This is a genomic window from Paenirhodobacter huangdaonensis, from assembly GCF_004022465.1.
Taxonomy (GTDB): Bacteria; Pseudomonadota; Alphaproteobacteria; order Rhodobacterales; family Rhodobacteraceae; genus Rhodobacter; species Rhodobacter huangdaonensis.
Genome location: NZ_SAVA01000006.1, coordinates 181,444 through 195,173 on the forward strand (window position 1 = coordinate 181,444; position 13,730 = coordinate 195,173).

The following is a 13,730-nucleotide window of genomic DNA, read 5'->3' on the forward strand; positions in this document are numbered from 1 at the left end:
AGCATTCCTGCGCTTCCAATTGCTCCAAATATCCCGGGGGTGAGGCCGAAGGCCGAGGGGGCAGCGCCCCCTGCCCGCCCCCCGCCGCAGTCCGCCCTCAAAGATCGTGCCAGAGGCCGAGGGCGCCGAGCCGGGGCGACTTCTTGTTGGTGTGGCGGTCCATCCGCACCAGCACGTCGCGCAGGAAGAGGACCGCGTCGTCAAGATGCGGCCCCTTGTTCAGCATCACGCATTCGGCACGCTGGCTCATCGCCGCGTCGGTCATCTCGGCGCGGCTCGCCTGACCGTCCTTCACCATGCTTTCGAGCACCTGCGTCGCCCAGACGACCGGCACCTCGGCCGCCTCGCACAGCCACAGGATCTCCTCCTGGATCTCAGAGAGCCGTTCAAAGCCGATCTCGACGGCAAGGTCGCCGCGGGCGATCATCACACCGACCGGCATCCGCCCGCCCGCCTCGACGATCAGCGCCGGCAGGTTGCGCAGCGCAAGCGGGGTCTCGATCTTCAGCATCAGCGAGGGGCCGGTGTGTTCGCCCGCGGGCTCCGCCCGCGCCGCGAGCACAGCGAAGAGCGCGCGCAGGTCCGCGCCGGTCTGCACGAAGGAAAAGCCGATGATGTCGGCATGGGCCAGAACGAAGTCGAGATCGCCGAGGTCCTCCTCGGTCAGCGCCGGCACCCGCAGGTCGACGCCGGGCAGGTTCACCCCCTTCTCGGCCTTGATCTTCGCGCCCTTGCCCGGCGTGCCGGTGATCTCGGCCAGCACCCGGCCCGGGCTGACCTCGAGGATCTTCGCGCGGATCTTGCCGTCGTTGATCCAGAGCGCGCCCCCCACCTCCATCGCCGCCATCAGCGCCGGGTGGCTGAGGGTGATCTGCGCCAGATCCGGCTTCGCCGCCAGCGTCTCGACCACCTCGAAGCGGTCGCCCTCGAACAGCCGCCCGGTCTCGCCCGCCTCGAGCTTTTCCTTCTTCGCGCCCTTCTCGCCCCTGCCGGGCGCCACCGTCTCGACCCGCAGCTTCGGTCCGGGCAGGTCCATCTGCACCGGCACCCTCCGCCCGGCCGCGGCGGCGGCGCGGCGCACATGGCCGATCATCGCCGACCAGGCGTCGGGCCCGTCATGGGCGCAGTTGATCCGCATGCAATCGGCCCCGGAGGCGATCAGCGTGGCGACGAGCGCGGCGTCTTCGGCCGCCTCCGAGGGCAGGGTGACCATGATCCGGGTGTTCGGATTGCCGCGACGCGCGCCGAAGAGGGCGTCGCGCCGGGCCGCAAGCCGCGCCGGACCGGCGGCGAAGATCTCGACCGGCGGGTAATCCGCCGCGCCCTCGCCGCCAATGAGCGCGAGCGAGGCGAGCACGGCATCGAGCGAGGGGCGCACATGCGCCTCGGACCGGCCGAGCGAGGACAGCCCGAGCGAGGACAGCGGCGCCTGAAACGGCACCAGATCGCCCCGCCGCAACGCCAGGTAATCGGCGAGGTTACGCGCCGAGGGCATGAATTCGGGCCGCAGGATCTTGCCGTCCCAGGCCTCGAGCGTCGTCTCAGCCCGTCGCGCCATGTCCGCACGCAGCCCTTCGAGCGCCCGGTAGAGACCCCGCGCCTGCGCGCGCCGCTCGCGTCCTTCAACCTCTGCACGACTCATCGCGATCCTCCTCGCTTCCCGCGGTTCCGGCTACGCCCGCCGGGTGACAGCGGCGTGACAATCGCACGACGGCCAGATCACGCCTTGCGGCACAGGCGCGCTCTTGCAAGCGCCGCCCCCTTCCGCTAGCAGAAGCGCAAAGTCCGGGGCAGAGGGCCGCGGCGTTTCAGGGGGGGTATCATGCCGCTTCTCGTCATGAAATTCGGCGGCACCTCGGTGGCCGACCTCGACCGGATCGCGAATGCGGCGGCGAAGGTGCAGCGCGAGGTCGACCGTGGCTATAACGTCATCGTCATCGTCTCGGCCATGTCGGGCAAGACCAACGAACTCGTCGGCTGGGTCGAACAGACCTCGCCCCTCTATGATGCGCGCGAATATGATGCGGTCGTCGCCTCGGGCGAGAACGTCACCGCCGGGCTGATGGCGCTGCGCCTGCAGGAGATGGGCGTGCCGGCGCGCAGCTGGCAGGGCTGGCAGGTGCCGATCAACACCACCTCGGCGCATGGTTCGGCCCGCTTCGTCGACATCCCGCGCGCCAATATCGACGCGAAATTCGCCGAGGGCATGAAGGTCGCCGTGGTCGCGGGCTTTCAGGGCCTGTCGCCCGAGGGCCGGATCACCACCCTCGGCCGCGGCGGCTCGGACACCACCGCCGTTGCCTTCGCCGCCGCCTTCGGGGCGGAACGGTGCGATATCTACACCGATGTCGACGGCGTCTACACCACCGACCCGCGCGTCTCGTCGAAGGCGCGCAAGCTCGACAAGATCGCCTTCGAGGAGATGCTCGAGCTCGCCTCGCTCGGTGCGAAGGTGCTGCAGACCCGCTCGGTCGAGCTGGCGATGCGCTACAATGTGCGCCTGCGGGTGCTGTCCTCCTTCGAGGACACCGATGAAAATTCTGGAACCCTTGTCTGCGGTGAGGATGAAATCATGGAATCGAAAGCCGTCTCCGGTATCGCCTTTTCCCGTGACGAGGCGAAGATCACGCTGTTCACCATCGAGGACCGCCCCGGCGTCGCCTCGGCGATCTTCGGGCCGCTGGCCGAAGCCGGCGTGAACGTCGACATGATCGTGCAGAACATCTCGGAGAAGGACTATGACGAGCACCACAGCGGCGCCGTCACCGACATGACCTTCTCCTGCCCGATCAACCAGGTCGCCCGGGCGCAGAAGGCGCTCGAGGATGCCAAGGCCGCCGATCTGATCCGCTATGACGAGCTGATCATCGACACCGACGTGGCGAAGGTCTCGGTCGTCGGCATCGGCATGCGTTCGCACGCCGGCGTCGCGGCACGCATGTTCGATGCGCTCGCCGCGGAAAACATCAACATCAAGGTCATCACCACCTCCGAGATCAAGATTTCGGTGTTGATCGACCGAAAATATATGGAACTGGCCGTGCAGGCCCTCCATGATGCTTTCGGACTGGAAAAAGCGGCCTGATCTGACCGGGTCAGGCCCCTGAACGCAAGAAGCGGGGCGCGCGAGGTCGATGCCGGATCGCAGCGAGAGCGACAGCCGCAGCCGTAGCCTGCTGCGGCGTCTGCGGGACACGCTTGCCACCCCCGGCGGGGGGCAGGACAGGCTCGACCGGATCACCAGCCTGATCGCGGATTCGATGGGCACGCATGTGTGCTCGATCTACCTGTTCCGCGACCCCGAGACGCTCGAGCTGTGCGCGACCGAAGGGCTCAACCCCGACTCGGTGCACCACACCCGGATGCGGCTTGGCGAGGGTCTCGTCGGCCGCGTCGCGCGCACCGGGGTGCCGGTGAACACCGGCAACGCGCCCTCCGAGCCCGGCTTCCGCTACATGCCCGAGACCGGCGAAGAGATCTATTCGAGCTTCCTCGGCGTGCCGATCCAGCGCGTCGGCGAGCGGCTCGGCGTGCTGGTCGTGCAGTCGCGCGAGGCGCGCGAATTCTCCGAAGACGAGCTTTACGGGCTCGAGGTGGTGGCGATGGTGCTCGCGGAAATGACCGAGCTCGGCGCCTTCACCGGCGAGCATAACGGCATCGGCGCGACGCATCGCTTCCCCGTCATGTTCCGCGGCACCACCGGCCAGGAAGGCGCCGCCGAGGGCCGGGTCTGGCTGCACGAGCCGCGCGTCGTGGTCACGAACCCCGTGGGCGACGACCCCGAGGCCGAGCAGCACCGTCTCGAGGAGGCGGTGATCTCGCTGCAGGCGCAGATCGACGAGATGCTGACTGCCTCGGTGGCGATGGACAAGGACCAGCGCCAGGTGCTCGAGGCCTACAAGATGCTGGCGCATTCGCGCGGCTGGGTGCGGCGGATGGGCGAGGACATCGCGCTTGGCCTCTCGGCCGAAGCGGCGGTCGAGAAGGAACAGTCGAGTGCGCGCGCCCGGCTCGAGCAATCCCCCGACCCCTACCTGCGCGAACGTCTCCACGACCTCGACGACCTGTCGAACCGGCTGCTGCGCCTGCTCACCGGCCAGGGCCGCGACACCGGGGCGGAACTGCCTGAGAACCCGGTGCTGATCGCGCGCAACATCGGCCCGGCCGAACTTCTGGACTATGGCCGGCGGCTGAAGGGCGTGGTGCTCGAGGAGGGCTCGGTCGGCTCCCATGCCGCGATCGTCGCCCGCGCGCTGGCGATCCCGCTGGTGATCCATGCCAAGCGGATCACCAACGAGGCCCTGAACGGCGATCCGATCCTCGTCGACGGCGATCAGGGCATCGTCCATCTGCGCCCCGAGGAAACCGTCGCCGTCGCCTTCCGCGACAAGATCGCGATGGCCGCCGAGGCGCAGAAACGCTACGCCGACCTGCGCGACCTGCCGGCCACCGACCTGTCGGGCAAGACCGTGGCGCTGATGATGAACGCCGGGCTGATGGCCGACCTGCCCTCGCTGATGAGCTCGGGCGCCGATGGCGTCGGGCTGTTCCGCACCGAGCTGCAATTCCTGATCCGCTCGCGCGTGCCGCGGCGCGGAGAGCTCGCCGCGCTCTACAAGCGGGTGATGGACGCGGCCGATGGCAAGCATGTGCAGTTCCGCACGCTCGACATCGGCTCGGACAAGGTCCTGCCCTACATGAAGCCGCAAGACGAGCCGAACCCGGCGATGGGATGGCGCGCAATCCGTGTCGGGCTCGACAAGCCCGGCGTGCTGCGGATGCAGTTGCAGGCGCTGCTGCGCGCCGCCGAAGGCCGCCCGCTCTCGGTGATGTTCCCCTTCATCGCCACGCCCGACGAGTTCCACGAGGCCCGTGCCGCGCTGTTGCACGAGCGCGACCGCGAGGCCACACGCGGCCGGCCGGTGCCCGCCGTGCTGAAGATCGGCGCGATGCTGGAAACGCCCTCGCTCGCCTTCGCCCCCGACAGCTTCTTCGAGGCCTGCGATTTCATCTCGATCGGCGGCAACGACCTGAAGCAGTTCTTCTTCGCCGCCGACCGCGAGAACGAGCGCGTGCGGCGCCGCTATGACACGCTCGACACCGCCTTCCTGACCTTCATCGAGCGGATCATCGCACGCTGCGACGTCTCGCACACGGCACTCAGCTTCTGCGGCGAGGATGCCGGCCGCCCGGTCGAGGCGCTGACCTTCGCCGCGCTCGGCATCCACAGCCTCAGCATGCGCCCGGCCTCGATCGGCCCGGTCAAGCATCTGATCCGGCGCGCCGACCTCGACGCGCTGCGGCGGGTGATCCTTGCGGCGAGGAAGGCCGGCGCGCCAAGCGTGCGGCCCGCGGTGATGGCCTATCTCGCCACGCTCTGAGGCCCCATGCCGCGCGGGCGGCGGGGGAAGATGAGTATTTGGGCCAAGAAAAAGCTCCCTCGCGGTCTTCGGGGCCCCCGGGCTTTTCCTGGTGGAAATACTCCCGCCGGAGGCGCCTTCTGTCAGCGTCTGGCGGTGATCCGCGCCACCAGCTCCTCGCGCAACAGCCCCTCGTCCTCGCCGCTGTCGCGGGCCAGGCGCTTGAGGCCGAAATGCACCCGGGCGATTTCCTGATAATAGCTGGTGAAGGCATAATTGACCGCGGCGCCCGCCACCGCCCCCAGCACCGGCGCCGTCTGTGCCGCGAGCTTTTCGCCCAGCACCACCGACAGCCGCGGCGCAACGCGGGCGATCAGCCCCGACACCCCGGTGCCGGTGATCGTCACCTTGGCGGTGAAGAAGCCCATGTCGGTGCCGTCGTCACGCGCGAGCGGCCCGGCCGAGGCGAAGACGCGCAGGCATTCAAGCCGCACCTCGTCGGAGGCCGGGTCAAAGCCGTGCTCGGCCGCGATGCCCTGGATCGCCCGCAACAGCATGGTCACGGTGAAGGGCAGTTCAGCGAGCGCCCCGGGCAGGCCACCAAAGCCGCCCGCCGCGCCCATCGCGGTGGCAAGCGCCGTGTTCACCCAGTCGGGCCGGTCCGCCACCACCCCGCGCGAGCGGCGCGCCGCCGCCATCGCGGTGTCGAGCGCGCGCTCGGTCGCGCCTTCGAGCCCCGACCGCACGCCCGCCGGCAGCCGGTTCACCAGCCCCTCGGCCGAGCCGCCGAGAAAGCCCAGCACCTGCATCACCGGGCCCGAGGCACCGCGGTGGCGCCGGGCAAGGGCATCAAGCTCGGTCACGAGTTTCGGATCGGTGACGGGCAACAGGATTTCTGGCGGCATCGCATCCTCCGTTTCGCCCCATATGGGGGCGCGGCGGGCCGGCGCCAATCAGGCAGTGAACTTTTCCACCGGGCCGCGCACGCCCTCCCAGGCGCCGGGCTGCAGCTCGAGCGCGAGGACGCGTTCGGGGTTGGTCGGCGGCGGCATGATCACGCCCTCGATCCTCCAGAAGCCGAAGCGCTGGTAATAGGGCAGATCGCCGACCAGCAGCACCCGCTCCCAGCCGAGCCGGCGCGCCTCGGCGAGGCTTTCGTGCATCAGGATGCCGCCAAGCCCCTCGCCCTGGCGCGTCGGGTGCACGGCGACCGGGCCCAGCAGCAGCACGCGCTGCCCGCCCACCTTCACCGGCCAGTAGCGGATGACGGCGGCCAGCACCCCGTCCTCGCGCAGGGTCAGGCACAGCGGGTGGACCTTCTCGACACCGTCGCGCAGCCGGTAGGAGGACAGCGCCGTGCGTCCCGGCGCGAAGCACAGGTCATAAAGTGCCTCGACTTCCCACCAGTCGGCCTCGGTCTCTTCCTCGAGCTGATACATGGCGCCCCCGAATCCCTCGTCAGACGCGCCTAACACGCGCTAATGTCAGGTTCAAATCAAAGGGATCCCCGCCGCCATGTTCTACCGCCCCGCCGATGGCCACGGCCTGCCGCACAACCCGTTCAACGCGATCGTCGCGCCGCGCCCGATCGGCTGGATCTCGACGCGCGGCTCCCTTGGCGACAATCTCGCCCCCTATTCCTTCTTCAATGCCGTCGCCTATACCCCGCCGCAGGTGGTCTTCGCCTCGACCGCGGCGAAACCCGACCGCGGCGACACCAAGGACAGCCTCGCGCAGATCCGCGAAAGCGGGGTGTTCTGCGTCAACCTCGTCTCCTCGGAGCTGATCGGGCCGATGAACACCTCCTCGGCCCCGCTGCCCGCAGGCACCGACGAATTCGCCGTCTCGGGCCTCGAAAAGGCCGAGTGCGAGACCATCGACTGCCCGCGCGTCGCGCAGGCCCCGGCCTCTCTCGAGTGCCGGCTGGTGCAGGTGATCCCGCTGCTCGGCAAGTCGAACTTCCTGATCCATGGCGAGGTGACCGGCGTCCACATCCGCCCCGACTGCCTCACCGCGGGCCGCTATCTGCCGCCCGACCGGCTCAGCCGGCTCGGCTACAAGGATTACGCCGCGGTGCGCGACACCTTCGAACTCGACCGCCCGCCAGGGGGCTGAGGCGCAAGGCCCGGTCCCGCTTCCAATTGCCCCAAATATCCCGGGGGTGAGGCCCAGGGGGCCGAGGGGGCAGCGCCCCCTCCCTTGCCCGCCTCCTCCTGCAATCCGCCCTTTTCTTGCCCGCGCCACGCGCCTAATCTTCGCCGCGCAGCAGCAAGGAGAGGGCGATGGAACGGAAGATCGGGGTGATCGGCGGCTCGGGCGTCTATGACATCGCCGGGCTCGAGAACGCGGCCTGGGTCACGGTCGACACGCCCTTCGGCCCGCCCTCGGATGCGGTGCTGACCGGCACGCTAGGCGGGGTCGAGATGGTCTTCCTGCCGCGCCACGGCCGCGGCCATGTGCACACGCCGACCTCGGTGCCCTATCGCGCCAATATCGCCGCGCTGAAAAGCCTCGGCGTCACCGATCTGATCGCGGTCTCGGCCGTGGGCTCGCTGAAGGAGGCCTATGCGCCCGGCGATTTCCTGATCGTCGACCAGTATATCGACCGCACCTTCGCGCGCGAGAAAAGCTTCTTCGCGCCGGGGCTCGTCGGCCACGTCCCCTTCGCGCACCCGACCTGCGCGCGGCTTTCGGCGCTCTGCGCGGGCGCGGCGCGTGACCTTGGCCTGACCGTGCACGAGGGCGGCACCTATGTCGCGATGGAGGGGCCGCAATTCTCGACGCTCGCCGAAAGCCGGCTCTATCGCAGCTGGGGCGCCGACGTGATCGGCATGACCGGCATGCCCGAGGCCAAGCTCGCCCGCGAGGCCGAGCTCTGCTATGCCTGCATCGCGATGATCACCGATTACGACTGCTGGCACCCCGAGCATGACGCCGTCGACGTGGCGCAGGTGGTGGCCACGGCGATCGCCAATGCCGACAAGGCCCGCGCCCTCGTCGCGGCGCTTCCCGCCCGCATCGCCGGCCCCGCCGTGGACTGCGCCGCGGGCTGCACCCACGCGCTCGACAGCGCGATCATGACCCATCCGGCGCAGCGCGACCCCGCGCTCGTCGCGCAGTTGCTGCCCGTGATGGGCCGTGTCCTGAAAGGCTGAGAGATGAAGACCGTCAAGGAGTATATCCGCACCATCGCCGACTTCCCGCATGAGGGGATCCTGTTTCGCGATGTCACCACGCTCTTCGCCGATCCGAAGGGCTTCCGCATGGCGGTCGACCAGATGCTGACCCCCTGGGCGGGCGAGCAGATCGACAAGGTGGTGGGGCTCGAGGCGCGCGGCTTCATCCTTGGCGGCGCGATCGCGCACCAGCTCTCGAAGGGCTTCGTGCCGGTGCGCAAGAAGGGCAAGCTGCCCGGCGCCACGATCAGCCAGGCCTACAAGCTCGAATACGGCGAGGCGATCATGGAGATCCACGAGGACGCGATCGCGCCCGGCGAGAAGGTGCTGATCGTCGACGACCTGCTTGCCACCGGCGGCACCTGCCGCGCCGGCACGCAGCTGATCGAGCGGCTCGGCGGCGAGATCGTCGGCTGCTCCTTCGTCGTCGATCTGCCTGAACTCGGCGGCCGCAAGCTCCTCGAAAGCCTCGGCCTGCCGGTCAGCGTGCTGTGCGAGTTCGAGGGCGCCTGAGCCCTCAGCCGCGCAGCACCGCGCCGGGGTTCAGGATCCCCTGCGGATCGAGCGCGGTCTTGATCGCGCGCATCATCGTCAGCTTCGCCGGATCGGCATAGCGCTCGAGGTCGCCGACCTTGAGCCGGCCGATGCCGTGCTCGGCCGAGACCGAGCCGTTGTAGCCGCGCACCACAAGGTCATGCACCGCGGTCTTCACCGCATCCTTCTGCGCGTCGTATTCGCTGCGGTTCCGCCCCGGCGCCGGGAAGACGTTGTAATGCAGGTTGCCGTCGCCGACATGGCCGAAACAGTTGATGCGGAAATCGCCCATGGCGGCGAGCATCGCGCCCGCCTCGGCGACGAAATCGGGGATCGCGGCCACCGGCACCGAGATGTCATGGCTCGAGATCGCGCCGATGCGGCGGTTGGCAAGCGGCAGGCTCTCGCGCAGCTCCCACATCTGCGCCGCCTGCGCCCCCGATTGCGCGATCACCGCATCGAGAACCAGATCCTCGGCCGCCTCGAAGAGCGCGGCAAAGGCCGCCTCGGCGTCCATGCCGGCGGGCAGACCGAGCTCGATCAGCACCATCCAGTCCGGGTCTTCGGCAAACGGCATGTGAACCTCGGGCCCGACCTCGCGCAGGAAGGACAGCCCCTGCCGCGAGATCAGCTCGAAAGCCGAGACGCAGCCGGCGAACTGGCTTTGCGCAAGGCCCAGAAGCGCCACCGCCGCGGCGGGCGAGGGCAGCGCGAAGAAGGCAAGCCCCTCGACCGCCGGCGGCTCGAACAGCCGCAGCGCCGCCGCGGTGATGACGCCGAGCGTGCCCTCGGCGCCGATCAGCAGATCGCGCAGGTCATAGCCGGTGTTGTCCTTGCGCAGCCGGGTGAGCCCGTTCCAGACCGTGCCGTCGGCCAGAACCGCCTCGAGCCCAAGGCAGAGCGCGCGGGCATTGCCATAGCGCAGCACATGCACGCCGCCCGCATTGGTCGAGAGGCACCCGCCGATCTGCGCCGTGCCCTGCGCGGCGATGGTCAGCGGGAAAAGACGGCCCACCGTCCGCGCCGCCGCCTGCACCGATTGCAGCGTCGCCCCCGCCTCGACCACCAGGCTTTGCGGGTCGATCGCGCGCAGCGCCGTCATCCGCTCGAGGCTGAGCACCAGCGGCAGCGGGCCCTCGCCCTTCACCTGCCCGCCGACAAGCCCGGTGCCGCCGCCATAGGGCACCACCGCCACCTGCGCCGCCGCGGCCGTGCGCAGCACCCGCGCCACCTCGGCCGTCGAATGCGGCCGCGCCACACCCGCGGCGCGTCCGGGCCAGCGCCCGCGCGGCTCTTCCAGATAGCGCGGCTCGGCCTCGCCCACCTCGACGCCCTCGGCGCGCAGCCGGTCGAGAAATGCCTGATCTGCCGGGGTCAGCATCGCGGTCTCCTTCTTCTGCCCCGGACGCGCCGGGACCGTCTCAGCCGATGTCGGTGCGCCCGCGCCGGTCGGTGCGCAGGTTCGAATAAAGCACATGGTTGCGCCAGCGGCCGTTGATCTGCAGATAGCTTTGCGCCACGCCCTCGTATTTGAACCCCGATTTCTCCAGCGCCCCGCGCGAGGCGGCGTTCTCGGGCAGGCAGGCGGCCTCGATCCGGCTCAGGTCGAGAACGTGGAAGGCGTGATGCACGACGGCGCGGATCGCCTCGCGCATGTAGCCCTGCCGGGCGTAACGTTCGCCGATCCAGTAACCGATGGTGCCGGCCTGCGCCGGGCCGCGGCGGATGTTGTCGAGGGTGAGCGCGCCAAGCACGCGCCCGTCCTCGCGCCGGATCAGGAAGAAGGGCAGCGCCGTGCCCGCGCTTTCCGCCCGCGCCGCCCAGTAGACGCGGTTGGTGAAGGCCTTGCGTCCGAGGTGATCGGACGACCAGGCGGGCTCCCAGGGCGTCAGGAAGGCCCGGCTTTCCTCGCGCAGCAGCGCCCAGTCCCGGTAGTCCGAATGCATCGGCAGACGGAGCGTCATGCGTTCCGTCTCGACCTTCGGCTTCCGGCGACGGACGAGCATCAGGCCGCGAGCCTCCGCCGCAACCCCTCGAGATCGGGCGCGGCAGCGGCGGGCCCGTAAAGGGCAAGCGCGGTGCGGTCCCGGGTGATCATCTCCTCGCCGTAGCGGCGCACGTCGGCGGTGCTGACCGCGTCGATCAGGCCGGCGATCTCGTCAAGCGGCGGCACCCGGCCCCAGACGGCCAGATTGCGCGCCAGACGCTCGGCCCGGCTCGACGGGCTTTCAAGCCCCATCAGCATCCCCGCCTTCATCTGCGCCCGCGCCCGCGCCACCTCGGCCTCGGTCATGTCCTCGGCCGCGCGTTTCAGCTCGTCGATGGTCAGCGCGGCAAGGCTCGCCACCTCCGCCTCGGAGGTGCCGGCATAGAGGGTGATCATCCCGGTGTCGTCATAGGCGCCGGCCTGCGCGAAGATCGAGTAGCACAGCCCCCGCTCCTCGCGGATCTTCTGGAACAGCCGCGAGGACATGCCGCCGCCCATGGCGGTGGCGTAGACCTGCGCGGTGTAAAGATCGCGGTCGCGGTAGGTCGGCCCCTCGAAGGCAAGGGCGAAATGCACCTGCTCGAGGTCGCGCAGCTCGCGCCGTTCGCTGCCGATCCAGCGGGCGAGCTGCGGCGCCGGCTGACGCACCGGCGACAGCCCGCCGAAGATCGCCTCGGCCTGCTTCACGATCGCGGCGTGATCGACGTCGCCCGCGGCGGCAAGGATCATCTGGTCGGGACCGTAATGCTCGCCCACGAAGCGCGCCAGATCCTCGCGGCCGAAATGCGACACCTTCTCGGCCGGGCCGAGGATGGTGCGGCCCATCGCCTGATCCGGATAGGCGGCTTCCTGCAGCCAGTCGAAGATGATGTCGTCGGGGGTGTCGAGGGTCTGGCCGATCTCCTGCAAGATCACGTTGCGCTCGACCTCGATCTCGCGCTGGTCGAAGACCGGGTTCAGCACGATGTCCGAGATCACGTCGAGCGCAAGCGGCACATCCGCGCCGAGCACGCGGGCGTAGAACGCCGTCATCTCGCGCGAGGTATAGGCGTTGATATAGCCGCCCACATCCTCGATCGCCTCGGCGATCTGCAACGCGCTGCGCGTCTTCGTGCCCTTGAAGGCCATGTGCTCGAGGAAATGGGCGATGCCGTTCTGCTCGGACCGCTCGTGGCGGCCGCCGGCCAGCACCCAGATCCCGACCGAGACCGAGGCGAGCCCGGGCATCGGCTCGGTGATGATCCGCAGCCCGTTCGGCAGCGTCGTGGTCTCGATCATGCGCGCCGCTCCTTGCGGATCAGGGCTTCGAGCGCGGCAAGGTCGTTCGCCACCCGTGTCACCCGCTCGGGCCGCTCGAAGAGGTCGGCCATGCGCGGCGGCAGCGCCGGGCGGAGGCCGGTCGCTTCCTCGACCGCATCGGGGAATTTCGCCGGATGCGCGGTCGCAAGGGTCACCATCGGCGTGCCCGGGTCACGCTCGATCGCCCCGACCGCGACGCCCACGCCCACGGCGCTGTGCGGGCAGACGAGCTCGCCCGTCTCCTTCAGCGTCTCGCCGATCACCTCGAGCGTGCGCGCCTCGCCGACCGAGCCGCTGTCATAGGTGTCGCGCAGCTGCGCCATGGCATTGGCCGAGACGGTGAAGGTGCCCTTCGTCTTCAGCTCGTCCATCAGCGCGGCAATGGCCGCGCCGTCCTTGCCATAGGCCCAGAACAGCGCGCGCTCGAAATTCGAGCTGACCTCGATGTCCATCGACGGGCTGATCGAGGGGATGACGCCGTGCTTGCTGTAATCGCCCGCCTTCAGGCAGCGGTCGAGAATGTCGTTCTGGTTCGTCGCGATCACCAGCCGCTCGACCGGCAGGCCCATCTCCTTCGCGAGGAACCCCGCGAAGATGTCGCCGAAATTGCCGGTCGGCACGGTGAAGCTGACCTTGCGATGCGGCGCACCAAGCGCCACGGCCGAGGTGAAGAAATAGACGATCTGCGCCAGCACCCGGGCGAAGTTGATCGAGTTCACACCGGCAAGGCCCACCTCGTCGCGGAAGGCGAAGTCGTTGAACATGTCCTTCAGCTTGCCCTGGCAATCGTCGAAATCGCCGTCGACGGCCAGCGCGTGGACATTGCCCTCAATCGGCGTCGTCATCTGCCGGCGCTGCACCTCGCTCACCCGGCCATGCGGGAAGAGGATGAAGACATCGACATTGTCGAGACCGCGGAAGGCCTCGATCGCGGCCGAGCCGGTGTCGCCCGAGGTGGCGCCGACGATGGTGATGCGGCGGCCCTGTTTCGCCAGCTCGATCTGGAACAGCTGGCCGATCACCTGCATCGCGAAATCCTTGAACGCGAGGGTGGGACCGTGGAACAGCTCGAGCAGGAAATGGTTCGGCGCCAGCTGCTTGAGCGGCGCGCGCGCGGCATGGCCGAAGCCCGCATAGGCGCGCGCGATGGCGCCCTTCAGCTCGGCCTCGGTGAAGGTATCGCCGGTGAAGGGGCGCATCACCCGGAAGGCGACCTCCTCATAGCTCAGCCCGGCAAGCGCCGCGATCTCGTCCGCGGTCATCACCGGCACGGTTTCCGGCACATAGAGCCCGCCGTCCCGTGCAAGGCCCGTCAGCATCGCCTCGCCGAAGCTCAGAACCGGGGCCTGCCCCCGGGTGGAGATATAGCGCATC

The 13,730-nt window shown here is 69.2% G+C and carries 12 protein-coding genes; 5 read left to right on the top strand and 7 right to left on the bottom strand.

The features are described from left to right. Positions 1-97: 97 nt before the first annotated feature. Positions 98-1,642 carry a pyruvate kinase gene (locus EOW66_RS11875; protein ID WP_128156556.1) on the bottom strand — a complete coding sequence of 515 codons (1,545 nt, stop codon included), beginning with the start codon at positions 1,640-1,642 and terminating at the stop codon, positions 98-100. Positions 1,643-1,822: 180 nt separating this feature from the next. Here EOW66_RS11875 and EOW66_RS11880 point away from each other — a divergent pair, with 180 nt between their 5' ends. Further along, the gene (locus tag EOW66_RS11880) at positions 1,823-3,085 is read left to right on the top strand and encodes an aspartate kinase (protein WP_128156557.1); all 1,263 of its coding nucleotides are present in this window, start codon (positions 1,823-1,825) and stop codon (positions 3,083-3,085) included. 49 nt (positions 3,086-3,134) lie between these two features. Next, positions 3,135-5,381, top strand: coding sequence for a phosphoenolpyruvate--protein phosphotransferase (gene ptsP / locus EOW66_RS11885; RefSeq protein WP_128156558.1), 2,247 nt, complete (start codon positions 3,135-3,137; stop codon positions 5,379-5,381). A gap of 122 nt (positions 5,382-5,503) precedes the next feature. On the opposite strand, the gene EOW66_RS11890 is transcribed toward ptsP, so the two are convergent. Together EOW66_RS11890 and EOW66_RS11895 are read right to left on the bottom strand one after the other, a co-directional pair. After that, positions 5,504-6,265 carry an EcsC family protein gene (locus EOW66_RS11890; protein WP_128156559.1) on the bottom strand — a complete coding sequence of 254 codons (762 nt, stop codon included), beginning with the start codon at positions 6,263-6,265 and terminating at the stop codon, positions 5,504-5,506. A 48-nt stretch (positions 6,266-6,313) separates the two neighbouring features. Next, positions 6,314-6,799 carry a GNAT family N-acetyltransferase gene (locus EOW66_RS11895; protein WP_128156560.1) on the bottom strand — a complete coding sequence of 162 codons (486 nt, stop codon included), beginning with the start codon at positions 6,797-6,799 and terminating at the stop codon, positions 6,314-6,316. A 76-nt stretch (positions 6,800-6,875) separates the two neighbouring features. On the opposite strand from EOW66_RS11895, the gene EOW66_RS11900 reads away from it, so the two are divergent. The 3 genes from EOW66_RS11900 (at position 6,876) to EOW66_RS11910 (ending at position 9,049) form a co-directional block, all read left to right on the top strand. Further along, positions 6,876-7,475 (top strand): flavin reductase family protein, encoded by a 600-nt coding sequence (locus EOW66_RS11900; protein WP_128156561.1) that lies wholly within the window; start codon positions 6,876-6,878, stop codon positions 7,473-7,475. A gap of 167 nt (positions 7,476-7,642) precedes the next feature. Then, positions 7,643-8,515, top strand: a complete 873-nt coding sequence (locus EOW66_RS11905) for an S-methyl-5'-thioadenosine phosphorylase (RefSeq protein WP_128156562.1) — start codon at positions 7,643-7,645, stop codon at positions 8,513-8,515. A gap of 3 nt (positions 8,516-8,518) precedes the next feature. Next, on the top strand, positions 8,519-9,049 hold the full coding sequence (locus tag EOW66_RS11910) for an adenine phosphoribosyltransferase (protein WP_128156563.1): 531 nt from the start codon (positions 8,519-8,521) through the stop codon (positions 9,047-9,049). 4 nt (positions 9,050-9,053) lie between these two features. Here the strand turns inward: EOW66_RS11910 and EOW66_RS11915 are convergent, their stop codons facing one another. The 4 genes from EOW66_RS11915 to thrC are packed head-to-tail and all read right to left on the bottom strand — an operon-like array spanning position 9,054 to position 13,729. After that, positions 9,054-10,451 carry an FAD-binding oxidoreductase gene (locus EOW66_RS11915; protein WP_128156564.1) on the bottom strand — a complete coding sequence of 466 codons (1,398 nt, stop codon included), beginning with the start codon at positions 10,449-10,451 and terminating at the stop codon, positions 9,054-9,056. A 40-nt stretch (positions 10,452-10,491) separates the two neighbouring features. Beyond that, positions 10,492-11,076: a GNAT family N-acetyltransferase gene (locus EOW66_RS11920; RefSeq protein ID WP_128156565.1), complete on the bottom strand. Its 585-nt coding sequence runs from the start codon at positions 11,074-11,076 to the stop codon at positions 10,492-10,494. Then, entirely contained in the window at positions 11,076-12,335 is a 1,260-nt protein-coding gene (locus EOW66_RS11925) for a M16 family metallopeptidase (RefSeq protein ID WP_128156566.1), read from the bottom strand. The genes EOW66_RS11920 and EOW66_RS11925 overlap by 1 nt, the downstream gene beginning before the upstream one ends. Continuing rightward, a complete protein-coding gene (gene thrC, locus EOW66_RS11930; protein ID WP_128156567.1) occupies positions 12,332-13,729 on the bottom strand; it encodes a threonine synthase in 1,398 nt (465 codons plus the stop codon). The genes EOW66_RS11925 and thrC overlap by 4 nt, the downstream gene beginning before the upstream one ends. Between the last annotated feature and the right edge of the window lies 1 nt (position 13,730).

Coding starts and splice junctions, on each gene's coding strand:
- EOW66_RS11915 (WP_128156564.1), bottom strand. CDS start 10,451: ATGCTGACCCCGGCAGATCAGGCATTTCTCGACCGGCTGCGCGCCGAG.
- EOW66_RS11920 (WP_128156565.1), bottom strand. CDS start 11,076: ATGCTCGTCCGTCGCCGGAAGCCGAAGGTCGAGACGGAACGCATGACG.
- ptsP (WP_128156558.1), top strand. CDS start 3,135: ATGCCGGATCGCAGCGAGAGCGACAGCCGCAGCCGTAGCCTGCTGCGG.
- EOW66_RS11900 (WP_128156561.1), top strand. CDS start 6,876: ATGTTCTACCGCCCCGCCGATGGCCACGGCCTGCCGCACAACCCGTTC.
- EOW66_RS11875 (WP_128156556.1), bottom strand. CDS start 1,642: ATGAGTCGTGCAGAGGTTGAAGGACGCGAGCGGCGCGCGCAGGCGCGG.
- EOW66_RS11925 (WP_128156566.1), bottom strand. CDS start 12,335: ATGATCGAGACCACGACGCTGCCGAACGGGCTGCGGATCATCACCGAG.
- thrC (WP_128156567.1), bottom strand. CDS start 13,729: ATGCGCTATATCTCCACCCGGGGGCAGGCCCCGGTTCTGAGCTTCGGC.
- EOW66_RS11905 (WP_128156562.1), top strand. CDS start 7,643: ATGGAACGGAAGATCGGGGTGATCGGCGGCTCGGGCGTCTATGACATC.
- EOW66_RS11890 (WP_128156559.1), bottom strand. CDS start 6,265: ATGCCGCCAGAAATCCTGTTGCCCGTCACCGATCCGAAACTCGTGACC.
- EOW66_RS11910 (WP_128156563.1), top strand. CDS start 8,519: ATGAAGACCGTCAAGGAGTATATCCGCACCATCGCCGACTTCCCGCAT.
- EOW66_RS11895 (WP_128156560.1), bottom strand. CDS start 6,799: ATGTATCAGCTCGAGGAAGAGACCGAGGCCGACTGGTGGGAAGTCGAG.
- EOW66_RS11880 (WP_128156557.1), top strand. CDS start 1,823: ATGCCGCTTCTCGTCATGAAATTCGGCGGCACCTCGGTGGCCGACCTC.